The sequence below is a fragment of the Streptomyces sp. NPDC020958 genome, assembly GCF_055562175.1.
Window position 1 is genome coordinate 1 of sequence record NZ_JBVHFU010000021.1, and the last position, 22911, is coordinate 22911.

Sequence of the window (22911 nt, forward strand, 5' to 3'; positions counted from 1 at the left end):
TGAGTTCTCAAGGAACGGTCGCTTCCTTTGTACTCACCCTCTCGGGCTTTCCTCCGGGCTTCCCTTCGGTCTTGCGTTTCCGACTCTATCAGATCCTTTCGGCGTCCGATTCCCGGTCGGCGGGATTGTCTGAGGTTTTCCGGCTCTCGCCGGTCGGCCTTTCGACATTCACTACATTAGCCGATTCCCGCCGGGACTCATAATCGAGTTCCGCGAGTTCGAATTCGAGCATGCGGGCATGCCAAATTCGCCCCCGCCAAGGGGAGTCGTAGGTAGTGGGTGGCCGCTTCCGGCTGCTGGCGATTGCCGTACCCGGGTCAAGCGGCTCGGGATACATTACGCACCTCCCAGGGACGCGTCAACTTGAGCGGCGCCGGGGTACATGGGCCCGATAGGGGCTGACCGTCGCGTCGTTGGCGATCCAGAAGCGCCAGGGATGGACCTCTCCGTCGCCTCCCTCGCCGGCGACTCCCGTGCGCGGACCGTTCCGTACCTGGTCGGAGGGGACGGGAGTGCCGGTCAGCATCCGCAGCGGTGTCTCGCCGGAGGCGCACGCGTCCGTGCCGTCCAGGGCGCGGGTGACGTCCAGGGCAGTGGCCAGGCGGGCCGGACCTTTGGCCAGTTCCCTGTCGTACCGGGCCGAGAGTCGACGTTTGCGCGCGAGCTCGGCGCCTTCGACGACTTCGCCGGCGCGGAGCAGGACCGCGCTCGCCCTGCCCTCCGGACCGCAGACGAGGTTCATGCAGAACCACATGCCGTAGGTGAAGTACACGTACACATGTCCGGGCGGACCGAACATCACCTCGTTACGGGGGGTGCGGCCACGGTAGGCGTGCGACCCCGGGTCGTTCGGGCCGTCGTACGCCTCCACCTCAGTGAGGCGCACCGCGATCGGTCCGTCCGGGGTGGTGCGGACGAGGGTGCGGCCGAGGAGGTCGGGGGCGACGTCCAGTACAGGGCGGTCGAAGAAGCTCCTGGGGAGTGGCATACGGTCCGGGGGCGTGATCATGGCGTCCGAGCCTAGTCCAGGCCGCGGACCCCAAGGGGTGGTCAAGGAATCGTCTGCTTGCCAGGGTGTGCGCCGGAACCGGTCGCGGCCGGATCGCGTTTGTAGGGGTCAAAGGTCCGTACGTAAAGGGAGAGTCATGGGCTTCAAGAAGCTGCTCGCGAGCCTGGGGGCCGGCGGGGCGTCCGTCGAGACGGTGCTCATCGAGAGCAACGTCGTACCGGGTGGCGTCGTCCAGGGCGAGGTGCGGATCCAGGGCGGGTCGGTGAACCAGGAGATCCAGGGGCTGTCCGTGGGTCTGCGGGCCCGGGTCGAGGTGGAGCACGGCGACGAGGAGTTCAAGCAGGACATCGACTTCGCGAAGGTGCGGCTCGGTGGCGCCTTCGAGCTTCAGGCGGGTGCGGTGCACGCGGTGCCGTTCGGGCTGGAAATTCCCTGGGAGACGCCCGTCACGATGATCGACGGGCAGGCCCTGCGCGGGATGCACATCGGCGTGACGACCGAGCTGGAGATCGCGCGGGCGGTCGACTCGGGCGACCTGGACCCGATCGACGTGCACCCGCTTCCGGCGCAGAAGGCGATCCTGGACGCCTTCATCCGGCTGGGCTTCCGGTTCAAGAACGCGGACCTGGAGAAGGGGCACATCCGGGGGACGCGGCAGACGCTCCCCTTCTACCAGGAGGTCGAGTTCCACCCGCCGTCGCAGTACCGGGGGCTGAACCAGGTGGAGCTGAGCTTCGTGGCGGACGCGTACGCCATGGACGTCGTCCTCGAAATGGACAAGAAGCCGGGGCTGTTCAGCGAGGGCAGCGACACCTTCAGGTCGTTCCAGGTGGGTCTGAACGACTTCCACGGGACCGACTGGGCGGCTTATCTCAACCAGTGGCTGTCCGAGGTCGGCAGCAAGCGCAACTGGTTCTAGGCTCGGGAACCACGGATTCCATCATCGATCAGCATCGACCGTATCGATCAGGAGGTACCGAGGTGACCGAGCTGAAGCGGCGGCCTCTCCCCCATGACTTCCACCCGCCCGTCCCGTCGTTCACGGTGACGAGCGCGGACGTCGAGGAAGGGGCGACGCTCAAGGACGCTCAGGTCTACGCGAAGGGCAACACCTCGCCGCAGCTGCGGTGGGAGGGCTTCCCGGCCGGGACCAAGAGCTTCGCCGTGACCTGCTACGACCCGGACGCGCCGACGGGCAGCGGGTTCTGGCACTGGACCGTGTTCGACATCCCGGCCTCGGTGACCGAGCTGCCCGCGGGTGCCGGCAGCGGCAAGTTCGAGGGACTGCCCGAGGGCGCGGTGCACGTCCGCAACGACTACGGGTCGAAGGACTTCGGCGGCGCCGCGCCGCCGCCCGGGGACGGACCGCACCGGTACGTCTTCACGGTGTACGCGGTGGACCAGGAGAAGCTGGGTCCGGATGCCGACGCGTCTCCCGCCGTCGTCGGGTTCAACCTGCGGTTCCACGCGATCGCGCGGGCGCAGCTGATCGGCGAGTACGAGGTCCCCGCCGAGGGCTGACCCGGCTCGCGAAATCAGTCGAGCGTTCATTGAACGTTTGCCCGCCTCTGGTCTTGGAAGTGATCAGAGGCGGGCAGTTTTTATTGCGTTGTCCATCTCGGCGCGCCCGTCCAGAGTTGATCCAAGCCCGCCGGGGGTGGGCACGGTGCACATGGGAGGTGGGCTGGATGCGTGACACGCTGGTTCTGAACGCCAGCTTCGAGCCGCTGTCCACGGTGACTTTGAATCGCGCCGTCGTCCTGGTGCTCCAGGACAAGGCCGTCGTCGAGCAGGCCCACCCCGAACTGCGTATGCGCGGTGCGGACGTGGACATACCCGCGCCTCGGGTGATCAGGCTCTGCCGGTACGTACGGGTGCCGTTCCGGAGACGGGCGCCCTGGTCACGGCGGGGGGTGCTGATCAGGGACCGGCACAGATGCGCGTACTGCGGCCGGCGGGCGACGACCGTGGACCACGTGGTGCCGCGGGCGCAGGGCGGGGGCGACTCGTGGCTGAACACGGTGGCGTCGTGCGCGGAGGACAATCATCGCAAGGCGGACCGGACGCCGGAGCAGGCGGGGATGCCGTTGCTGCACAAGCCGTTCGAGCCTTCGCCGCAGGACGCGATGCTGCTGGCTCTGGGGGCCGAGGATTTGGCGGCGTTGCCTGAGTGGCTTTCGGGGGACGTGGCCGCCGCCTAGAGGGCAGTTCCCCGCGCCCCCAGGAAGAGGGTGGGCGCGGGGAACGTTTGTTTTCAGTGGCCCTTAGTCGATGTTCGGCTTTTCGCGGCGTTCCTGGGCCGGGATGCTGCCGCCGCCGTTCGAACCTCCGCCCAGGGGGCCGAAGTTGCCCATCGCGCCCGACAGGCCCTTGAGGGCGTCGCCGATCTCGCTGGGGACGATCCAGAGCTTGTTGGCGTCGCCTTCGGCGATCTTCGGGAGCATCTGGAGGTACTGGTAGGAGAGGAGCTTCTGGTCCGGGTCGCCGGCGTGGATCGCCTCGAAGACGGTGCGAACCGCCTGGGCCTCACCCTCCGCGCGGAGGGCCGCCGCCTTGGCCTCACCCTCGGCGCGCAGGATCTGGGACTGCTTCTCGCCCTCGGCGGTGAGGATGGCTGCCTGGCGGGTGCCTTCCGCGGTGAGGATCGCGGCGCGCTTGTCACGGTCGGCACGCATCTGCTTCTCCATCGAGTCCTGGATGGAGGTCGGCGGTTCGATCGCCTTGAGCTCGACGCGGTTGACGCGGATGCCCCACTTGCCGGTGGCCTCGTCGAGGACGCCGCGCAGGGCCGCGTTGATCTCCTCGCGGGAGGTCAGGGTGCGCTCCAGGTCCATGCCGCCGATGATGTTGCGGAGCGTGGTGACGGTCAGCTGCTCGATGGCCTGGATGTAGCTGGCGACCTCGTAGGTGGCCGCGCGGGCGTCGGTGACCTGGTAGTAGATGACCGTGTCGATGTTCACGACCAGGTTGTCCTGGGTGATCACCGGCTGCGGCGGGAACGGTACGACCTGTTCACGCAGGTCGATGCGGTTGCGGATGGTGTCTATGAACGGGACCACGATGTTGAGTCCGGCGTTCAGCGTCCGCGTGTAGCGGCCGAAGCGCTCCACGATGGCGGCGCTCGCCTGCGGGATGACTTGGATCGTCTTGATCAAGGCGATGAAGACCAACACCACCAGAATGACCAGGACGATGATGACCGGTTCCATCGTCGCTCCCCGTACCCTTCTCCGCCTCGGCGCTTCGGCAGATCTTATGGCTGTTGAAGATCTTGCTGGACGAGTCTGACAGACGCACGCACAACTCGGGGACTCTTCTGTTCAGTTGAGTCTTTCGAGGTCAGATGACAATCGCCGTGGCCCCCTCGATCTCCACGACGTCCACTTCCTGGCCGACTTCGTAGGCGCGGTCCGGGTGGAGGGAGCGGGCCGACCAGATCTCGCCGGCGAGCTTGATCCGTCCGTCCGCGCCGTCGACGCGTTCGAGGACGACGGCTTGCCTGCCCTTCAAGGCGTCGACGCCGGTGGCGAGTCCGGGGCGCTGGAGGGCGTGCCGGTTCGCGATGGGCCGTACGACGGCGATGAGGGCGACGGAGACGACGACGAAGACGAGTACCTGGAGCACGACGCCCGCGCCGAGTCCGGCGGTGCCTGCGGCGGCGACGGCGCCCACCGCGAACATGCCGAACTCCGGCATCGCGGTCACCACGAGCGGGATGCCGAGTGCGGCCGCGACGACGAGCCACCACACCCACGCGTCGATGTTGTTCACCTAGTCATGGTAGGGCCGGGGGTGCCCAACCGACAGGGTGCTTTGCGGCGTCAACGCCCGTCAGGACAGCGGCAGTCCACGGGCGGTCCAGCGGTCGCCGTGCTGTTCGACGACGAGCGGGAGGCCGAAGCAGCGGGAGAGGTTGCGGGAGGTGAGCTCGAGTTCCAGCGGGCCGGCGGCGAGGACCTTGCCCTGGCGGATCATCAGGACGTGGGTGAAGCCGGGGGCGATCTCCTCGACATGGTGGGTGACCATGATCATGGAGGGGGCGATCGGGTCGCGGGCGAGCCGGCCGAGGCGGCGGACCAGGTCCTCGCGGCCGCCGAGGTCGAGGCCGGCGGCGGGCTCGTCGAGGAGAAGCAGTTCGGGGTCGGTCATCAGGGCGCGGGCGATGAGGGTGCGCTTGCGCTCGCCCTCGGAGAGGGTGCCGAACTTCCGGTCGACGTAGTCGGTCATGCCGAGGCGGTCGAGGAAGGCGCGGGCGCGCTGCTCGTCGACCTCGTCGTACTCCTCCTGCCAGTGGGCGGTCATGCCGTAGGCGGCGGTGAGGACGGTCTCCAGGACGGTCTGGCGCTTGGGGAGCTTCTCGGCCATCGCGATGCCGGCCATGCCGATGCGCGGGCGCAGGTCGAAGACGTCGACGCGGCCGAGGGTGTCGCCGAGGACGGTGGCGGTGCCCTTGCTGGGGAAGAGGTAGCTGGAGGCGATGTTCAGGAGGGTGGTCTTGCCGGCACCGTTGGGACCGAGGATGACCCAGCGCTCGCCCTCCTTGACCGACCAGGAGACCTGGTCCACCAGAGCCCGGCCCTCACGGACCACGGATACGTCCTGAAGCTCCAGAACATCGCTCATGAGCGCGTTGTCTCCCCTTGCAGTGTGGCCGGTCTCGGCTGTCGCGTACGCCTGTGGCTCGGGCGGCGGCGCCGATGGGCGCAGCCCTTATGAAATCTACGCCACGCGTGCGGCGCTCCATTCCATCGGTCCGGTCCTTAGGGTGGGGGCATGCTCTCGGAACCGCGTTCAGGACGCCTCGCCGCTTGGGGAAATGCCCTTTTGGCCGGACTTGTCTCTCCTGATGACGCCGTGCTCGCCATCGTCGGCGAGGACGCGGTGCACCGGGTGGAGGGGCTGCCCGGCGAGTCCGCTCCGGTCGGGCTCACCCTCGCGCTGGGGCGGCTGCGGGCGCTCGGGGTGACCGCGCTGCGGGTGGCGCTGCCCGCGCCGGGGCATCCGCTGGGGCTGAGCGGGCCGCCGGAGTTCAACGCGCGGGCGCTGGAGGCGGAGGAGGCGGTGATCTGTCACGGTGCCGCGTTCGGCCTGGTGCCCGAGGTGTCCGAGGCCGGGCCCGCCGGTGATGTGCATGTCGAGGTGGTCTGGCAGGTGCTGCCGGTGCGGGAGGCGCCGCCGGCCGACGTGCCGTCGCTCGGCGAGGCGGAGCGGGAGCTGGCGGAGGCGCTGCGGGACGCGACCGAGGTGCTGTCGAAGCTGGACGTCGCCGGGTCGGGGCCGGTGGCGGAGGCGGCGATCGACGCGTACCGGGCACGCGCGGAGCGTGGCCGGGAGGTGCTGGCGCCGGGGTATCCGCCGCGGGCCGTGCGGGTACTGGAGCTCGCGCAGCGGGTGGGGCTGCTGGTCTCGCTGGCGTACGAGAACGGGCACGGGGGCGCGGCGAGCGCCTCGGAGATGGCGGCGCGCCAAGCCGCGCTGCGGCCGGTGGAGCGGACGGCCCGGCGGGCTCTGGTCGCGGCGTACGACTCCGTGCTGGAGGAGCGTGAGCGGGGGCGCTAGACGGAGGCGCTGGGCGGAGGCGCTGGGCGGAGGCGCTGGGCGGTCTGGGGGCGGTCGCCCCCAGACCCCCGCGGCCTACTTGTTGGTGGCGTGGTTGCCGAACGCCGGGTTGAGGAGTCCGATCACGTTGACGGAGAGACCGCTTGCGTTGACCGGGACGTCGACCGGGACCTCGATGGTGTTGCCGGAGATGACACCCGGGGAGTTCAGGGCCGCGCCGTTGGCGGTGGAGTCGGCGAAGGCGGCACCGGCGGAGGCGCCCGCTGCGATACCGGCGACGGTCATGGCGACGGCGGCCTTCTTGGCGATGTTCATGGGAAGGGTTCCTCCTGGGTGTGCGTTGCCGACCCGGCCGTGGGTCGTGCCTGATCAACGCCTGCGGGGTCCCCGGTGGTACGGACCGGGGTCCGTGACTGCCCGTTCGGATCATTGGGCGTACAACCCGCCGGGCCTATGAGCGACTGGGCCTACGACCCGGTGGGCCCACGATCGGCTCTCGGGAAAAGCCGACCGGTCTTCCGGGGTGCCCGGAAGACCGGAGGTCGATGCCGCGGTGCGGCGCGGTCTCAGTGGTTGAGGCCGAGGTTGCCGAAGGCGGGGTTCAGCACGCCGATGACGTTCACGCTGTTGCCGACGACGTTGACGGGGACGTGCACCGGGGCCTGGATGACGTTGCCGGAGACGACGCCCGGAGAGCCCTGGGCCCGGCCGTCGGCGTGGGCACCGCCGGTGTGGGCGGAGGCCATGCCCGCGCCCGCGGCCGCGATCCCGCCGGCCACCATCGTCACGGCCGCTGCCTTCTTCAGGTTCTTCACTTCTTGAGCCTCCTTGGCGATCGCCACGGCGGTCGCCGCGGCACGCACTGAAGAACGGCGGCGGCCGGGACAGGATGCGCCGTCCGGGTGACATTCCCACGACGGTATGAATCTCAGCCCGGAAGGCGACCCGCCGGGTTGCCGTCGGTGAAGCGTTGCGGAGGGCGTTTCAGCCGGTCACGCCATGGCGAACGGCCCACAGCGCGGCCTGGGTGCGGTCGGCGAGGTCGAGTTTCATCAGGATGTTCGAGACGTGTGTCTTGACGGTCTTCTCGGACAGCACCAGGGCCCGGGCTATCTCGCGGTTGGAGCGGCCGTCGGCGATCAGCCCGAGCACCTCGCGCTCCCGCTCGGTGAGCGAGCCGCCCCGGCCCTGGCCGGAGTTGGCCTCCTCCTGGGAGAGCAGCGCGCCGGCCACCTCGGGCTGGAGCAGGACGTGCCCGGCGTGCACCGAGCGGATGGCGGTGGCGAGCGCGTCGGGATCGACGTCCTTGTAGACGTATCCGGCGGCGCCGGCCCGCAGGGCCGGGACCACCGTGCGCTGTTCGGTGAAGCTGGTGACGATCAGCACGCGCGCGGGGTTGTCGAGTTCGCGGAGCCTGCGCAGGGCGCCCACCCCGTCGAGGCCGGGCATCTTGACGTCCATGAGGACGACGTCGGGGCTCAGTTCCTGCGCACGCTCGACCCCTTCGGCGCCGTCGGCCGCCTCGCCCACGACCTCGATGTCGTCCTGCACCTCCAGGAAGGTGCGTAGGCCCCGGCGGACGACCTGGTGGTCGTCGACCAGGAGCACCCTGATTGCGTCAGCCACCGGGGACCTCCAGCTCGATCGTGGTGCCCTTGCCGGGCGCCGATGCCACGGTCAGCGTGCCGCCGACGCTGTCGGCGCGGTCCCGCATGGAGACCAGGCCGAGGTGGCGTCCGGCACGGCGGGTGAGGTGCGGGTCGAAGCCGCCGCCGTCGTCCGTGACCCGCAGCACGGCGCCACCGCCGCGCCGGTTCACGGTCACGTCGACCTGCTCCGCCCCGGAGTGCCGCAGGGCGTTGTGCAGGGCTTCCTGGGCCACCCGGAGCAGGGCCTCCTCCTGCGCGGCGGGCAGTGCGCGGAAGCCGCTGCTGGCGAAGGTCACGCGCGCGGTGTGGGCGCGGTCGAGGACCTGGACCTGGGTGCGCAGGGTGGCGAGCAGACCGTCCTCGTCGAGGGCCGCGGGGCGCAACTCGACGACCGCCGCGCGCAGTTCGTCGGCGGCCTCGGCGGCGAGCGCGGCCACCTGCTGCAGTTCGCCCTTGGCCCGGCGCGGATCGCGGTCGACCAGGGCGGCGGCCGCCTGGGCGGTGAGGCGCAGCGAGAACAGCTTCTGGCTGACGGCGTCGTGCAGTTCGTGGGCGAGCCGGGAGCGTTCCTCGGCGATGGTCAGTTCGCGGCTGCGCTCGTAGAGGCGGGCGTTGGTGAGGGCGATGGCCGCGTGCTGGGCGAGGATGGAGAGGAGTTCCTCGTCCTCGGCGGTGAAGCCGCAGCCTCCCTCGGGTTTCTCGCAGTTCTTGTTCGCGAGGAACAGCGCGCCGATCACCTCGTCGCCGTCGCGGACCGGCAGTCCCAGGAAGTCGGACATCTCGGGGTGGGCCGAGGGCCAGCCCTCGAAGCGGGGGTCCCTGCGGACGTCCGCCAGCCGCTCGACCTTCGCCTCGCGGAGCATCGCGGCGAGGATGCCGTGCTGGCGCGGGAGCGGGCCGATGGCCTTCCACTGGGCGTCGGTGACGCCGTCGACGACGAACTGGGCGAAGCCCCCGTGGTCGTCGGGGACCCCGAGGGCGGCGTACTGGGCGTCGAGCAGTTCGCGGGCGGAGGCGACGATCGTCTTGAGGACGTCGCGCACCTCGAGATGCCTGCTCATGGCCAGCAGCGCGGAGCTCACCGCGGCGAGGCCGGACCGGGGACCGTGACTCATGCCCTCACGGTACCGGCGGGGTCCGACACCGGGGATCGGACGCCGGGAGCAGCGTCCGGGCCGCTGGGCGTAGGTCCTGGGTCCCAGAGAAGTCGACGACAGGCTTAGGGCCCTGGGGCCCCTACCGGTGGCTTAGTCCGAAGGACCCCGCCGGACTGCGGCCCGCGCCCGAGGCGGCCGGGGCGGCCCCGTTCCTACGGTGAGGGGCACCGCCGATCAGGGCGGACGGAGCCGAGGGGACGGTTGTCATGCCGGTAGCGATCATCACGGGGGCCTCGAAGGGGCTGGGGCGGGCGCTGGCCGAGGTGCTGGCCGCGCGGGGCTGGGACCTGGTGCTCGACGCCAGGGGTACGCAGGCCCTGAAGGCTGCGGCGGAGGCCGTGGCGGGGCCGGGCAGGCGGGTGACGGCGCTGCCCGGGGACGTCACGGACGCCGGGCACCGGGCCGAGCTGGTGGCCGCCGCGCGGGGGCTGGGCGGTCTGGATCTGCTGGTGAGCAATGCCAGCGCGCTGGGCGCCGAGCCGCTGGTGCGTCTCGGTGAGCTGCCCCTGGCGGGGCTGCGCCGGGCGCTGGAGGTGAATGTGGTGGCCGCGCTGGGCCTGGTCCAGGAGGCGCTGCCGCTGCTGCGGGAGTCGGCGGTGGGGGCGGTGATCGCGGTCAGCTCGGACGCGGGCTCCGAGGCGTACGAGACCTGGGGCGGTTACGGCGCCTCGAAGGCGGCCCTGGACCAGCTGGCGGCCGTGCTCGGCGTGGAGGAGCCGGGGCTGCGGGTGTGGGCCGTGGATCCCGGGGACATGGCGACGGACCTGTACTCGGCGGCCGTACCGGACGACGACGATCCGCGGCCGGCGCCGGAGTCGGTCGTACCGGCGTTCCTGCGGCTGCTCGACGAGCGGCCGGTCAGTGGCCGGTACGGGGCGCCGGCCCTGGTGGAGGGGCGATGACGACGGTGGTGCGGGTGCCGCCGGAGCTGTCCGCGCGGGTACCGGCCGAACAGCGCGGGCCGGGGCTCGACCGCGACGCGGTCCGGCTGCTGGTGTCGCGGGGGACGGCGGTGTCGCATCACGGTTTCGCCGAGCTGCCGGGGCTGCTGCGGGCCGGGGACCTGCTGGTGGTGAACACCTCTCCGACGTTGGCGGCGGCGGTGGACGGGCGCGTCGGACACGCGCGCGTGGTGGTGCACTTCTCCGCGCGCGGGGACGCCGCGCACGGGGCCGGGCGGTGGGCGGTCGAGCTCCGGGAGCCGGACGGGAACGGCACGACACGCGCGCGTGCGGGTACGCGCGCGGGCAGTGAGGTGCTGCTGCCGGGCGGTGGGCTGCTGGTCCTGGAGGAGCCGCTGAGCCCGCGGGGCGAGCGGCTGTGGTGGGCGCGGGCGACGGCGGAGGTGTCAGAGGTGCTGAGGGAGTACGGGCGGCCCGTCCGGTACTCCTACACGGAGCGGGACCAGCCGTTGTCCGTGTACCAGACTGTGTTCGCGCTGCCGTCGGACGACGGGGCGGGGAGTGCGGAGATGCCGAGTGCGGCCCGGCCCTTCACCGCGCGGCTGGTGGCGGAGCTGGTGAGCCGCGGGGTGCAGTTCGCGCCGATCACGCTGCATACGGGGGTGTCGTCGCCGGAGGCGCACGAACCGCCGTACGCGGAACGTTACGCCGTGCCCGCGGCCTCGGCGCGGCTGATCAACGCGGCCAGGGCGGCCGAAGGGCGGGTGATCGCGGTGGGGACGACGGCCGTGCGGGCCGTGGAGTCGGCTGCCGGGGCGGGCGGGGTGGTGCGGGCGGCCGAGGGGTGGGCGGAACTCGTCGTCACGCCGGAGCGCGGCGTGCGGGTGGTGGACGGGCTGCTGACCGGGCTGCACGAGCCGGAGGCCTCGCATCTGCTGATGCTGGAGGCGGTGGCGGGGCGGGCCGCGGTCGACCGCAGCTACGCGGAGGCGCTGCGCGGGCTCTACCTCTGGCACGAGTTCGGGGACGTGCACCTCATCCTCCCGGAGGAGGGGCCTCACACAGAGCATTGCGACAGCAACTCTTTGTGAAAAAGCCGGGGGAGCGATGTGAGGCCGCACATAGGGCGCACATCACGTACGAACGGACATAGGAGATAAACAGCCCCCACGCGAACGGGACAGACGACCCAGTCTGTCCCGTTTTGCCCTTCCGGCCCCTACTACTCGGGGTCGTACGTCACACCTTTGCCTCGGCATTTTGCGGCCGCTAAGAATGGCTGCCGTCGCTCAGCACCGCGGATTCCCCCCGCGGTGTTCGTGCAGGAGGAGCCGGTCTCCCCCGCGGACAACGAGCGACCTCCGCGCTATTCGAAGAGGTCCACTGCCATGCCGAAGAACACGCACAGTCCCACGCTCACCAAGCACCACAAGATCGCGCTCGCCGGTATCGCCACGCTCGGCGCCGCCTCCATCGCCTTCTCCGCCGTGCCCAGCAGCGCGGACACGGTCGTGACCGGCTCCCCCGCCGCCACGGCCCAGGCGGCGGTCTACGGCACCCAGCAGATCAAGGACGTCAAGGGCGCGGTCACCGACCAGGGCGCGCTTCAGGCCGTCAAGCTCGACGCGATCGCCGCGAGGAAGGCGGCCGCCGCCCACGCCCTGGACGTCGCCCGCGCGAAGCAGGCCGCCGCCCAGGCGAAGGTCCGGGCCGCCGCCCAGCAGGCCGCCCAGGCGCGCACCGCCGAGCAGGCGGCGAACCGGTCCGCCGCGCGCCCGCAGGTCCAGCAGGCCGCCGCGAAGACCTACAGCAACAACCTCGACGGCTGGATCCGCCAGGCCCTCGACATCATGAGGGCCAAGGGCATCCCGGGCTCCTACAGCGGCCTGCACCGCAACATCATGCGGGAGTCCTCCGGCAACCCGATGGCCATCAACAACTGGGACATCAACGCCATCAACGGCATCCCCTCCAAGGGCCTGCTGCAGGTGATCCCGCCGACCTTCAGCGCCTACCACGTCGCCGGCACGTCCTGGGACATCTACAACCCGGTCGCCAACATCACCGCCGCCGCCAACTACGCGGCGCACCGGTACGGCTCGATCGACAACGTCAACAGCGCGTACTGAGGCAGGCGCGGACCTCGGCACCGACGCGCCGAAGGGCGGCACCCCACTGCGGGGTGCCGCCCTTCGGCGTCGTACGCGAGGTGCTACTTGCGCATGACCTCGGGCTCGTGGCGGCGCAGGAAGCGGGCCACCAGGAAGCCGCAGAGCACACCGAGGACGATCAGCACCGCCATGTCCATGCTCCAGGCGCCCGCCGTGTGCGCCCACAGCGGGTCCTTGCTGGTCGGGTCGTCGGTGTTGGGCGCGATGTTGTTGAAGTCCAGCGTGGCGCCGGCGGCGCCCACCGCCCAGCGGGACGGCATCAGGAACGAGAGCTGGTTGGCGCCGACCGCGCCGTTCAGGGTGAACAGGCAGCCGGTGAAGACGACCTGGATGATCGCGAACATCACCAGCAGCGGCATGGTCTTCTCGGACGTCTTCACCAGCGAGGAGATGACCAGGCCGAACATCATCGAGGTGAAGCCGAGCCCCATGATCGGGATGCACAGCTCGAACAGGACGGAGTGGCCGAGGACCACACCCTCGTCCGGGATGGTGCGGCTGGAGAAGCCGATCAGGCCCACCATCAGGCCCTGCAGCACGGTGATCACACCGAGCACGACCACCTTGGACATCAGGTACGCCGACCGGGACAGGCCGACCGCGCGCTCCCGCTCGTAGATGACCCGTTCCTTGATCAGCTCACGTACGGAGTTCGCGGCGCCCGCGAAACAGGCGCCGACCGCGAGGATCAGCAGGACCGTGGTCGCCGTGCCGTTGGGCACGGGGATGCCGGTCTTGTGGTTGACCGGGTTCACCAGCAGGGTCTTGTCGCTGTCGATCAGCAGGCTGACCGCGCCGAGCACCGCGGGCAGGATCACCGTCAGCGCCAGGAAGCCCTTGTCCGAGGCGATGACCGCCGTGTACCGCCGTACCAGGGTCAGCAGCTGCGAACCCCAGCTCTGCGGCTTCTTCGGCTTCATCACCTGCATCGGCGGCGTCTGTACGGTCCCCGGGGCGCTGGCGTCGATGTCGGCGGCGTACATCTGGTAGTGCTGGGACCCCTTCCAGCGTCCCGCCCAGTCGTAGTCGCGGTAGTTCTCGAAGGCGGAGAAGACGTCGGCCCAGGTGTCGTAGCCGAAGAAGTTCAGCGCCTCCTCGGGCGGGCCGAAGTAGGCGACCGAACCGCCCGGCGCCATCACCAGCAGCTTGTCGCACAGCGCCAGTTCGGCCACCGAGTGGGTGACGACGAGGACCGTGCGGCCGTCGTCGGCGAGACCGCGCAGCAGCTGCATGACATCGCGGTCCATACCCGGGTCGAGGCCCGAGGTGGGCTCGTCGAGGAAGATCAGCGACGGCTTGGTGAGCAGTTCCAGGGCGACCGAGACCCGCTTGCGCTGGCCGCCGGACAGGGCGGTGACCTTCTTGTCCTTGTGGATGTCGAGCTTCAGCTCGCGCAGCACCTCCTCGATGCGGTCGTCGCGCTCCTGGCCGGTGGTGTCGGCGGGGAAGCGCAGCTTGGCCGCGTACTTGAGGGCGCGCTTGACGGTCAGCTCCTTGTGCAGGATGTCGTCCTGCGGGACCAGACCGATGCGCTGGCGCAGCTCGGCGAACTGCTTGTACAGGTTGCGGTTGTCGTACAGCACCTCGCCCTCGTCGGCGGGGCGGTAGCCGGTGAGCGCCTTGAGCAGGGTGGACTTGCCGGATCCCGACGGGCCGATGACCGCGATCAGGGACTTCTCCGGGACGCCGAAGGAGACGTCCTTGAGGATCTGCTTGCCGCCGTCGACCGTGACGGTCAGGCGCCGTGCGGAGAAGGAGACCTCGCCGGTGTCGACGAACTCCTCCAGCCGGTCGCCGACGACCCGGAAGGTGGAGTGGCCGACGCCGACGATGTCGTGCGGGCCGAGCAGAGCGCTCCCGCCCTTGGCGATCGGCTGGCCGTTGACGTACGTGCCGTTGTGGGAGCCGAGGTCGCGGATCTCCATGCGGCCGTCGGGCGTGGAGTGGAACTCGGCGTGGTGGCGCGAGACCTGGAGGTCGGACACCACCAACTCGTTCTCCAGGGCACGGCCGATGCGCATCACCCGGCCGATGGAGAACTGGTGGAACGTGGTCGGGCTGCGGTCGCCGTAGACCGGCGGCGCCCCCGCGCCACCACCGGAGGCCATGGCCGGGGCGCCCTGCTGCTGCGGGATCGCCGACGGGGCCTGCTGCCAGCCCTGTTGCGGAGCCTGCTGCTGCGCAGCCGATGGCTGGGACCAGCCGGGACCGCCCGCCCCCTGGGCCGCGTACGGCTGCGCGGTCCCCGGTGCGACCTGCGGTGCGGCCTGCTGCTGGAGACGCGGCGCGGCGGCCGTGGCGCCGGAGAGGTTCAGGCGCGGTCCGTCGTTCGCGTTGCCGAGGTGCACGGCCGAGCCCGGGCCGATCTCCATGCGCTGGATCCGCCGGCTCTGCACGAAGGTGCCGTTGGTGCTGCCGTGGTCCTCGATGCCCCAACTGCGGCCGTCGAAGCTGATCGTGGCGTGCCGCCAGGAGACCCTGGCGTCGTCGAACACGATGTCCCCCTGCGGATCACGTCCGAGGGTGTAGGTCCTGGACGGATCGAGCGTCCAGGTACGTCCGTTTGATTCCAGTACGAGTTCCGGCACGCCAAGCCCCATGAGTAGTCCCCCGAGTTACCCCCATCACAGGGAGTCTAGGGATGTCGAACATCGTCGGGAACTATTTCAGGCTCGGCCCTCTGACCGAAAGTCGGGCCTTGCGGAGAGCTCGCACGAGCGCTTCGACTCTTTCCGTTGACGGGGTTGAAACCGGGCCGGAGAGTGGTAATTCACGCGAGGGGGACAAGCGCGACGGCGCGGCCCCGGGCGTTCGCGGATCGGGGGGTCTGCCATGGGTTCTGGCACATCGGGCACGTCTGGCACGTCGGGCGCGTCGGGCACGCGTGGCACTTCCGGCACGGGAGCCGAGAGCGCGCGCCTCGGTGCCCGGCTGCCCTGGGTCGACATCCTGCTGTCCGCGATCGCGGCCGTGAGCTGGGCGTTGATCGGCATGGCGGGTACGGCCGCGCTCGGCCTGCATCTGCTGCGGGCCGACGCGGCGGGTTCACTCGGCCCCATGACAGCGGCGGTTGTGGCGCTCGGGGCGGGTGGTTCGGTCACGCCGACCGGTGATCTGTCCGCGTTCGGCCTGAAGGGCGCGGAGGCCACGACGGCCGTCGAGATCACGCCACTGGGTGTGAGCCTGGTCGGTGCGCTCCTCTTGTCATGGTTCTTCCTGCGGTCCCTGCGCGCGGCCGGGGCGGTCATCGCCCCCACCGAACTGCTGGCCCGCGCGGGCTCCTTGGTCGTGCTCTTCGTGGCGACGCTGGGCGGACTCGCGTGGGCCGGGCACTCGGTCGTGACCATCGACGGCGGTGCGCTCGGGCTGGGCGGGCTGACGGGGGCGGGCGGCGGAGGGGGAGGCGGTGGGGGTCTGAGGATTCCCGGCATCGGAGACGTCGGCGGGTTGCTCCCGGACCGCATCGGGGACCTCGTCAAGGCGAACGCGGCGGTCGGTTTCAGCGTGGACACCGGGGCCACCCTCGCCGGTGGCCTCGGCTGGTGCGCCGGCGTCCTGCTGATCGCCCTGCTGGCCTCGCGCCGCACTCCGCTGCCACCCCGCTGGCAGGCCGTGCACCGGGTGGTACGGCCGGCCGCCTCGGCGCTGGTGACGGTCCTGCTGCTGGCCGTGGCCGCGGGGTGGGCGGCGGCGGCCTGGGCGGCGCTCGGTGACGCGCACCCGGCGCGCATCGCGGGCGCGGCCCTGCTCGGCGCCCCCAACGGGGTCTGGCTCGGTATCCCGGTCGGTCTCCTCGTCCCCTTCGACGGCAGGGCGACGGGCGTCCTGACCACGTTCCTGCCCCACCCCCTGGACGAGCTGCTGACCTCGAAGTCCGGCCGCTCGGTGACCCTGGGGCACCTGGCCGGCCTGGACGGGCGGGTGTGGCTGCTGGGGGTCGCCGCGGCCCTGCTGATGCTGCTCGCGGGCGTGTTCACGGCGGTACGGACGCCGGTGGTGCCGGGAGCCGCGGCAGGCCGGGGGGTGGGCGCGGACCGGGGTGTGTTCGGTTTCGCCGGGCGGTGTGCCGTGCGGTTGGGGATCGCGACCGCGCTCACGCTGCCGCTGCTGGCCTGGCTGACGGACGTGTCGGTGAACGCCTCGCTGTCGGTGCTCGGCTTCGACGCGTTCGGTGCGGGCATCGAGCTGCACGGGCAGTCGGGCCTGGCGCTGCTCCTCGGGGCGGCCTGGGGCGCGGCAGCGGGGGCGGTAGGGGCGCTGCTGGCGTGGGTGACCGGCACGGCGGGGTCACGGGCGGCACCGGCGGCACTGGGTGACAGCGGAGGCGGGGCGGCGGCCGGCGGGGCGGCGTACGCGGTGGCAGGCGGGGCGCCGGGCAGGGCGGGCGGCGGAGCGGCGGGTCCGTACGCGCCGGGAAACCGGTACCGCCCGCCGAATCCCGACACCAACCCCTACCTCCGGGTGCCGGACGACCTACGGGAGCAGGGGCCCGACCACCGGGCTTGGCCCGACTGGGTACAGGAGCCTCGCGACCGGGGCCCGGACATGGGGGCCGCACCGGAGGCAGGGTCTCGTGGCCGGGGCCCGGGTGTCGGGGGCGCGCCAGGGGCAGGACCTGACGACCGGGGCCCGGACATGGGGGCCGCGCCGGAGGCAGGGGCTCGCGGCCGGGGCCCGGGTGTCGGGGGCGCGCCAGGGGCAGGACCTGACGACCGGGGATCGAACATGGGGGCCGCACCGGAGGCAGGGGCTCGCGGCCGGGGCCCGGGAGCGGGGGCCGGGTCAGGGGCAGGGGCTCGCGGCCGGGGCCCGGGAGCGGGGGCCGGGTCGCAGGTGGAGCCTCGCGGCTGGGGATCGGGCGCCGGGGGTGCGCCGGGGGGTGGGGGTGCGTGGGGGGCGCGTGGGCGTGGGCCTTACGAGCGGCCGGTGCCGAGGGAGCAGGAGCCCGGGTCCGGGGCGGCGCCGGTCGCTGGTCCGGGAGTACCGGGGGCGCCGGACTCGCCGTCCGCCGGCAGCCATCGGCCCCCGGAGGAGATCCGGGCCGGGAACGGCGGGGACCCCTCCGACGTACCGCCGGGTTCCGACGATGTGTACGGCGCCCCCACCATGGCCCAGCCGCTGGAGCCACGGCGACGCCGTCCGGGGCCGCGTCGGGGTGACGGGGCCCCGGACGGCCCGTACATCGGTCCGCCGCCCCCACCCCCACCACCGCCACCGCCCCCTCCACCGCCTCCGTCCGGGCGGCCCCGTCGATGAGACCGGCCGCCTCGCCGGGGCGGGTGACGTCCGCACCGGACCCGTCCCCGCGTCGAACCGTGCGTGAGGATGCGGCGGAATACGGTGCGAACCGCCCGCTGACGTCGCACGCACGTTCGCCCGTAGCCCGGAAGCAAAGCCTCCGACACCGGCCCGACACCTATTGTTCCGTGTCCGTCAGGCGGACCACCTGCGCCGCAGGCACTGCGTGCCGGTTACGGTGGTCACACCATGAGCGATCCGCAGACCTCCGAGGTCCCCACTCTCCTCGTCAAGATTTTCGGCAAGGACAGGCCGGGCATCACGGCCGGCCTCTTCGACACCCTTGCCGCGTACATGGTCGACGTGGTCGACATCGAGCAGGTCGTGACGCGAGGCCGCCTGGTGCTGTGCGCGCTGGTGACCCAGCCCCCGGCAGGGCTCGAGGGCGACCTCAGGGCGACCGTGCACAGCTGGGCCGAGTCGATGAAGATGCAGGCGGAGATCATCTCCGGGCGCGGCGACAACCGCCCGCGTGGTCTCGGCCGTTCCCTGGTCACCGTCCTCGGCCACCCCCTGACCGCCGAGTCGACGGCCGCCATCGCGGCCCGGATCGCCAAGACCGGCGGCAACATCGACCGTATCTTCCGGCTCGCCAAGTACCCGGTGACGGCGGTGGAGTTCGCGGTGTCCGGCGTGGCGACCGAGCCGCTGCGCACCGCCCTGGCCTCCGACGCGGCGGAGCTCGGCGTGGACGTCGCGGTCGTCTCGGCCGGTCTGCACCGGCGGGCTCAGCGGCTGGTCGTCATGGACGTCGACTCGACGCTCATCCAGGACGAGGTGATCGAACTCTTCGCCGCACACGCAGGCTGCGAGGACAAGGTCGCCGAGGTGACCGCGGCCGCGATGCGCGGCGAGCTGGACTTCGAGCAGTCGCTGCACGCGCGCGTGGCGCTGCTGAAGGGGCTGGACGAGTCGGTGGTGCAGAAGGTGCGCGCCGATGTGCGGCTGACGCCGGGAGCGCGGACCCTGATCCGCACGCTGAAGCGGCTCGGCTACCAAGTCGGGGTCGTCTCGGGCGGATTCACCCAGGTCACCGACGACCTGCGGGAGCGGCTGGGGCTGGACTTCGCCCAGGCCAACACCCTGGAGATCGTCGACGGAAAGCTGACCGGCCGGGTGACCGGCGAGATCGTGGACCGGGCGGGGAAGGCGCGGCTGCTGCGCCGGTTCGCGGCCGAGGCGGGCGTGCCGCTGTCGCAGACGGTGGCCATCGGTGACGGCGCCAACGACCTGGACATGCTGAACGCGGCGGGTCTCGGGGTCGCCTTCAACGCCAAGCCGGTGGTCCGCGAGGCCGCGCACACGGCGGTGAACTTCCCGTTCCTCGACACGGTCCTGTACCTGCTGGGCGTCACCCGTGAAGAGGTGGAGGCGGCGGACACCGTCGACGAGGGCTGAACCGCCGGCACACGGCCGCTGAGGGGCCCGGCGCCGAGGGGATCGGGCCGGGCCCTGGTCGTGCCGCGCGGCCGCCGTCCGTCGTACGGCGGCCGCGCGCCGGTCTCACTCGGAGGGCGCCCAGTAGTCCGTGAGCGTGGCCACGCCCGGTTCCAGGGCCTTCCAGGAGCCCTCGAACGTCACGACGGCGAAGGCGGCGGCGGGAAAGCCCCGGCGGTTCATCCGCTCGCGGGCGTCGCTCTCGGCCGTGCCCGCCAGGATCTCGGCCACGCCGTGCACGCCGGGGTTGTGACCGATGAGAATGACGTTCTGTACATCGTCGGGCACCTCGTTGAGTACGGCGACGAGCTCGCCCGGCGAGGCCTCGTACACCCGCTCCTCGTAGACGGTTTTCGGCCGGTGCGCGAGTTCGTGGACCGCGAGTTTCCAGGTCTCCCGGGTGCGCACGGAGGTGGAGCACAGGGCCAGGTCGAAGGTGATGCCGCTGTCCGCCAGCTTGCGTCCGGCGACGGCGGCGTCCGTACGGCCCCGGTCAGCGAGCGGTCGCTCGTGGTCGGTCACCTGTGGCCAGTCGGCTTTCGCATGGCGGAAGAGGACGATCCTGCGGGGTTCTGCGACGCTCATGACACCCAGCTTCGCATGAAACAGGCCATCGGGCGCAGGGAGTTGACATGCGGCTCCGCCCGGTCCGCGGGGCGGGGCGCGCTAGCGGGAGACCATGTGCTGGACGCGCTCGAAAAGGTGGGTGACGGCCGGGTCGCCGGTGGCCGCGTGGGCGTCCACCGGGTTCAGTATCAGCAGCAGCAGGGAGACGAAGGCGAGCGCGGGGAGGGCTAGCGCCCACCAGGGGAGCCGGATGTCGGCACTGCCCGGGGTCGCCGGGTGGGGCCGGGTGTGCGTTCGGGCCGGCATGATCGCCTCCGCTGGTCTCCGTGGGCCGGTGACCGCCTCTCGCGGCCACACCTCGAAACTACGGAATCCGGGGCCGCCGCCCCATCCGGTGACCCACCCACTTGACCCTGACCCTCACCCCCTAGGGGATGGGGGGCCAGCCCCACCCTCGGCCGCCCGTCGGCCGCCGGGGCGGTGGTCAGGGGGACGCGAGGGTCGCGATGACGGCGATGACGATGAAGATGGCGAAGAACGAGCCGAAGACGATCAGCATCTTCTTCTGACCGTTCTGGGGGTTCGGGTCGAGCACTGGCATGGGGCCAGTCTGGCACCTGCCGAAGGGGCGGACCCGGGCGGGGTGGCCGCAACCGCTTCTCGGCGTGTCGGCGCGAGCCGGGCGTCGAGAGGGCGAGGGGGGCCGTCAGCCGGTCGGGGCGGCCTCGTCCTCCACCGTGCGGTTGCGGCCCGCCAGCCAGCCGACGGCCATCTGCGGGACCATCAGCACGACCATGAGGAGGATCGGCACCCCCCAGCCGCCGCTGCTCTGGTACAGCACGCCCACCAGCAGCGGGCCGGGAATGGAGATGAGGTAGCCGGTGCTCTGGGCGAAGGCCGACAGCTGCGCGACGCCCGCGCCGGTCCTGGACCGCATCCCGACCATGGTGAGTGCCAGCGGGAAGGCGCAGTTCGAGACGCCGAGCAGCACCGCCCAGGCCCAGGCCCCGGCGGCGGGCGCGAGGTACAGGCCGGCGTATCCGGCGAGGCCGCAGACGCCGAGCGCGACCACGATCGGTCCCTGGTGCGGGAGCCGGGTGGCCACGCGCGGGATGACGAAGGCCAGCGGCACGCCCATCACCATGGTGACGGCCAGCAGCAGCCCGGCCGTGCTCGCGGGTACGCCCGCGTCCCGGAAGATCTGGGCCATCCAGCCCATCGTGACGTAGGCGGCGGTGGCCTGGAGCCCGAAGAACACGGCGAGTGCCCATGCGGTACGGCTGCGGGTGATCCGCAGGGCGGCCGGCTCCTGCTCCGCACGCGCGTGCGTGCCGCCCGTCGGGGCCGCCGGGCCCCGGTCCCGTACCAGCGGAACCCACGGCAGCACGGCTGCCGCGGCGAGCGCGGCCCAGACGGCGAGGCCGGTCCGCCAGTTGCCGCCCAGGGCGTCGGTCATGGGCACGGTCACCGCGGCGGCGATCGAGGTACCGGCGGCGAGGGCCATCGAGTACAGGCCGGTCATGGAGCCGACCCGGTCGGGGAACCAGCGCTTGACGATGACCGGCATCAGCACGTTGCTGACGGCGATGCCCATGAGCGCGAGCGCGCTGCCGACCAGGAATCCGGCCGTGCCCCCTGCGTACGGCCGGATCAGCAGGCCTGCCGTGATGGCCACCATGCCGGCGCAGACCACCGCCGCAGGCCCGAAGCGGCGGGCGAGGCGGGGGGCCATGACGCCGAAGACGGCGAAGCAGAGAGGGGGCACGGAGGTGAGCAGCCCGGCCACGCTGCCGCTCATGCCCAGCCCGTCGCGGACCTCTTCCAGGAGCGCGCCGAGGCTGGTGATGGCGGGCCGGAGGTTGAGGGCCGCCAGCAGGATGCCGACGACGAAGAGGCGGGTCGTCCACCCGCGTGCGGCCTGTCCGGCGCCCCGCTCGCGCGTCGCCGGACGGGCTGTCGTGGAGGTGGTCGCGGGTGTCGTCGTCCTGGAATTCTCGCCTGCCATGAGGCTCATCATAGAATCATAGGATGATTGGTTGTCCACCTCCGGGCGGGCCTGACCGCCCTCGCCCGGTCCTCGCGTGCGAAGGTGTGCCATGCCTCTGAGCCATCCGCGCCGGTCGGCGCTGTCCGAGCAGGTCATCGCCGAGCTGCGGAACCAGATCACCTCGGGCGAGTGGCCGGTGGGCTCGCGCATCCCCACCGAGCCGGAACTGGTCGAGCAGCTGGGAGTGGCCCGCAACACCGTCCGCGAGGCGGTGCGCGCGCTGGCGCACAACGGCCTGCTGGACATCCGCCAGGGCTCCGGCACGTACGTCGTGGCGACCAGCGAACTGGCGGGTGTGATGCACCGCCGGTTCGCCGACGCCGACCCCCGGCACATCGCGGAGCTGCGCGCCACGCTGGAGTCGACCGCGGCCCGGCTGGCCGCCGTACGGCGTTCCGACAAGGACCTCAGGCAGCTCGACGCCCTGCTGACGCGCCGCGAGCGGGCCTGGGAGTCGGGCGAGGCGGAGGACTTCGTGACGGCCGACGCGACCTTCCACCTCGCCGTGGTGGCCGCCTCGCACAACGACGTGATGACGGCGATGTACGCCGACCTGGGCGAGGTGCTGCGGGACTGGCTGCGCGCCGACGTCGGTGCCGAGCTGACGCCGGAGACGTACATGGATCACGCCCGGCTGGTCGAGGCGATCCGCGCGGGCGACGCGGACACGGCCGCGAAGGAGGCGGGCAGCTATCCGTTCCAGTGCCGTCCGGGCAGGCTCAGCCGACCTTCTGGTGACTGACCCAGGCCGCGCGGACGTCCTTCCAGCAGCGTCCGGAGAGCCGTACGGTCATCGCGGGCCCGGTGTCGGCCGGAGGGCTGTCGGTGTCGATGTCCCACCACTCGGCGCACTCGACGTGCAGCCGGATCCGGTCGGTGTCCACGTAGGGGTTGTGGCAGTAGGCGACCACATGGGAGCCGCGGACCGTCGTCCGGCAGGACGCGCCGAACGGCTGCGGGGCGGGCTCGTGACCGCTCGGCACGCGCGCGAGGGACGCGGCGTCGTACGGCAGGGCGAGCACCAGGACGAGGGCCGCGGTCACCGGGGACAGGCTGCGGGACAGGCGCACAAGGGGACCTCCTCGGCCGGGCTGGGGAGGGACATCGCGCGCTGG

24 protein-coding genes and 1 pseudogene are annotated in these 22911 nt (G+C 71.6%); 10 read left to right on the forward strand and 15 right to left on the reverse strand.

Annotated features, from left to right (window positions below; all coding sequences use genetic code 11):
* Positions 1–88 precede the first annotated feature (88 nt).
* Entirely contained in the window at positions 89–232 is a 144-nt protein-coding gene (locus ACZ3KP_RS36885) for a hypothetical protein (protein WP_467505058.1), read from the reverse strand.
* A 126-nt stretch (positions 233–358) separates the two neighbouring features.
* A complete protein-coding gene (locus ACZ3KP_RS36890; RefSeq protein ID WP_467505059.1) occupies positions 359–1009 on the reverse strand; it encodes a DNA-3-methyladenine glycosylase in 651 nt (216 codons plus the stop codon).
* Between the two features lie 136 nt (positions 1010–1145).
* On the opposite strand from ACZ3KP_RS36890, the gene ACZ3KP_RS36895 reads away from it, so the two are divergent.
* From ACZ3KP_RS36895 to ACZ3KP_RS36905, 3 genes are all read left to right on the forward strand, one after another.
* Entirely contained in the window at positions 1146–1928 is a 783-nt protein-coding gene (locus ACZ3KP_RS36895; RefSeq protein ID WP_467505061.1) for a sporulation protein, read from the forward strand.
* A 62-nt stretch (positions 1929–1990) separates the two neighbouring features.
* Positions 1991–2530, forward strand: coding sequence for a YbhB/YbcL family Raf kinase inhibitor-like protein (locus ACZ3KP_RS36900; RefSeq protein WP_358980823.1), 540 nt, complete (start codon positions 1991–1993; stop codon positions 2528–2530).
* 167 nt (positions 2531–2697) lie between these two features.
* The gene (locus ACZ3KP_RS36905) at positions 2698–3210 is read left to right on the forward strand and encodes an HNH endonuclease (protein ID WP_467505063.1); all 513 of its coding nucleotides are present in this window, start codon (positions 2698–2700) and stop codon (positions 3208–3210) included.
* Between the two features lie 63 nt (positions 3211–3273).
* On the opposite strand, the gene ACZ3KP_RS36910 is transcribed toward ACZ3KP_RS36905, so the two are convergent.
* The 3 genes from ACZ3KP_RS36910 to ACZ3KP_RS36920 all read right to left on the reverse strand — a co-directional run bounded on the left by ACZ3KP_RS36910 (position 3274) and on the right by ACZ3KP_RS36920 (position 5632).
* The gene (locus ACZ3KP_RS36910; RefSeq protein ID WP_132885974.1) at positions 3274–4218 is read right to left on the reverse strand and encodes an SPFH domain-containing protein; all 945 of its coding nucleotides are present in this window, start codon (positions 4216–4218) and stop codon (positions 3274–3276) included.
* A gap of 130 nt (positions 4219–4348) precedes the next feature.
* Positions 4349–4780: an NfeD family protein gene (locus tag ACZ3KP_RS36915; protein ID WP_358980827.1), complete on the reverse strand. Its 432-nt coding sequence runs from the start codon at positions 4778–4780 to the stop codon at positions 4349–4351.
* A gap of 60 nt (positions 4781–4840) precedes the next feature.
* Complete coding sequence (locus ACZ3KP_RS36920; RefSeq protein ID WP_467505066.1) at positions 4841–5632, reverse strand: ABC transporter ATP-binding protein; 792 nt, start codon at positions 5630–5632, stop codon at positions 4841–4843.
* 150 nt (positions 5633–5782) lie between these two features.
* Here ACZ3KP_RS36920 and ACZ3KP_RS36925 point away from each other — a divergent pair, with 150 nt between their 5' ends.
* The gene (locus ACZ3KP_RS36925; protein WP_467505067.1) at positions 5783–6568 is read left to right on the forward strand and encodes a hypothetical protein; all 786 of its coding nucleotides are present in this window, start codon (positions 5783–5785) and stop codon (positions 6566–6568) included.
* A gap of 75 nt (positions 6569–6643) precedes the next feature.
* Here the strand turns inward: ACZ3KP_RS36925 and ACZ3KP_RS36930 are convergent, their stop codons facing one another.
* The 4 genes from ACZ3KP_RS36930 to ACZ3KP_RS36945 form a co-directional block, all read right to left on the reverse strand.
* Entirely contained in the window at positions 6644–6883 is a 240-nt protein-coding gene (locus ACZ3KP_RS36930) for a chaplin (protein WP_132885978.1), read from the reverse strand.
* Positions 6884–7134: 251 nt separating this feature from the next.
* Positions 7135–7383: a chaplin gene (locus ACZ3KP_RS36935; protein ID WP_467505210.1), complete on the reverse strand. Its 249-nt coding sequence runs from the start codon at positions 7381–7383 to the stop codon at positions 7135–7137.
* A gap of 169 nt (positions 7384–7552) precedes the next feature.
* Positions 7553–8194 (reverse strand): response regulator transcription factor, encoded by a 642-nt coding sequence (locus ACZ3KP_RS36940; protein WP_358980835.1) that lies wholly within the window; start codon positions 8192–8194, stop codon positions 7553–7555.
* Positions 8187–9332 carry a GAF domain-containing sensor histidine kinase gene (locus tag ACZ3KP_RS36945; RefSeq protein ID WP_467505069.1) on the reverse strand — a complete coding sequence of 382 codons (1146 nt, stop codon included), beginning with the start codon at positions 9330–9332 and terminating at the stop codon, positions 8187–8189. The genes ACZ3KP_RS36940 and ACZ3KP_RS36945 overlap by 8 nt, the downstream gene beginning before the upstream one ends.
* Before the next feature lie 248 nt (positions 9333–9580).
* On the opposite strand from ACZ3KP_RS36945, the gene ACZ3KP_RS36950 reads away from it, so the two are divergent.
* The 3 genes from ACZ3KP_RS36950 (at position 9581) to ACZ3KP_RS36960 (ending at position 12405) form a co-directional block, all read left to right on the forward strand.
* Positions 9581–10276, forward strand: a complete 696-nt coding sequence (locus tag ACZ3KP_RS36950) for an SDR family NAD(P)-dependent oxidoreductase (protein ID WP_467505070.1) — start codon at positions 9581–9583, stop codon at positions 10274–10276.
* Positions 10273–11367 (forward strand): S-adenosylmethionine:tRNA ribosyltransferase-isomerase, encoded by a 1095-nt coding sequence (locus ACZ3KP_RS36955; protein WP_467505071.1) that lies wholly within the window; start codon positions 10273–10275, stop codon positions 11365–11367. The genes ACZ3KP_RS36950 and ACZ3KP_RS36955 overlap by 4 nt, the downstream gene beginning before the upstream one ends.
* Positions 11368–11664: 297 nt before the next feature.
* Positions 11665–12405 carry a transglycosylase SLT domain-containing protein gene (locus ACZ3KP_RS36960; RefSeq protein WP_467505073.1) on the forward strand — a complete coding sequence of 247 codons (741 nt, stop codon included), beginning with the start codon at positions 11665–11667 and terminating at the stop codon, positions 12403–12405.
* Between the two features lie 83 nt (positions 12406–12488).
* Here ACZ3KP_RS36960 and ACZ3KP_RS36965 read toward each other — a convergent pair whose 3' ends face one another.
* On the reverse strand, positions 12489–15035 hold the full coding sequence (locus tag ACZ3KP_RS36965) for an ABC transporter ATP-binding protein/permease (RefSeq protein ID WP_467505074.1): 2547 nt from the start codon (positions 15033–15035) through the stop codon (positions 12489–12491).
* Positions 15036–15378: 343 nt separating this feature from the next.
* On the opposite strand from ACZ3KP_RS36965, the pseudogene ACZ3KP_RS36970 reads away from it, so the two are divergent.
* Both ACZ3KP_RS36970 and serB read left to right on the forward strand, forming a co-directional pair.
* Positions 15379–17211 (forward strand): annotated as a pseudogene (locus ACZ3KP_RS36970) (streptophobe family protein); the annotation flags it as partial.
* A gap of 723 nt (positions 17212–17934) precedes the next feature.
* Positions 17935–19143, forward strand: a complete 1209-nt coding sequence (gene serB / locus ACZ3KP_RS36975) for a phosphoserine phosphatase SerB (RefSeq protein WP_358980847.1) — start codon at positions 17935–17937, stop codon at positions 19141–19143.
* A 105-nt stretch (positions 19144–19248) separates the two neighbouring features.
* On the opposite strand, the gene ACZ3KP_RS36980 is transcribed toward serB, so the two are convergent.
* The 4 genes from ACZ3KP_RS36980 to ACZ3KP_RS36995 form a co-directional block, all read right to left on the reverse strand.
* Positions 19249–19767, reverse strand: a complete 519-nt coding sequence (locus ACZ3KP_RS36980) for a SixA phosphatase family protein (protein WP_467505076.1) — start codon at positions 19765–19767, stop codon at positions 19249–19251.
* 81 nt (positions 19768–19848) lie between these two features.
* Positions 19849–20055 (reverse strand): hypothetical protein, encoded by a 207-nt coding sequence (locus tag ACZ3KP_RS36985; RefSeq protein WP_358980851.1) that lies wholly within the window; start codon positions 20053–20055, stop codon positions 19849–19851.
* Between the two features lie 178 nt (positions 20056–20233).
* Entirely contained in the window at positions 20234–20350 is a 117-nt protein-coding gene (locus tag ACZ3KP_RS36990) for an SGM_5486 family transporter-associated protein (RefSeq protein WP_089107830.1), read from the reverse strand.
* A gap of 105 nt (positions 20351–20455) precedes the next feature.
* Positions 20456–21766, reverse strand: coding sequence for a CynX/NimT family MFS transporter (locus ACZ3KP_RS36995; protein WP_467505078.1), 1311 nt, complete (start codon positions 21764–21766; stop codon positions 20456–20458).
* 79 nt (positions 21767–21845) lie between these two features.
* Between ACZ3KP_RS36995 and ACZ3KP_RS37000 the strand changes: the two genes are divergently transcribed.
* Positions 21846–22538 (forward strand): FadR/GntR family transcriptional regulator, encoded by a 693-nt coding sequence (locus ACZ3KP_RS37000; protein ID WP_467505079.1) that lies wholly within the window; start codon positions 21846–21848, stop codon positions 22536–22538.
* Here the strand turns inward: ACZ3KP_RS37000 and ACZ3KP_RS37005 are convergent.
* Positions 22516–22866, reverse strand: coding sequence for a hypothetical protein (locus ACZ3KP_RS37005; RefSeq protein WP_358980857.1), 351 nt, complete (start codon positions 22864–22866; stop codon positions 22516–22518). The genes ACZ3KP_RS37000 and ACZ3KP_RS37005 overlap by 23 nt on opposite strands.
* Positions 22867–22911: the final 45 nt, after the last annotated feature.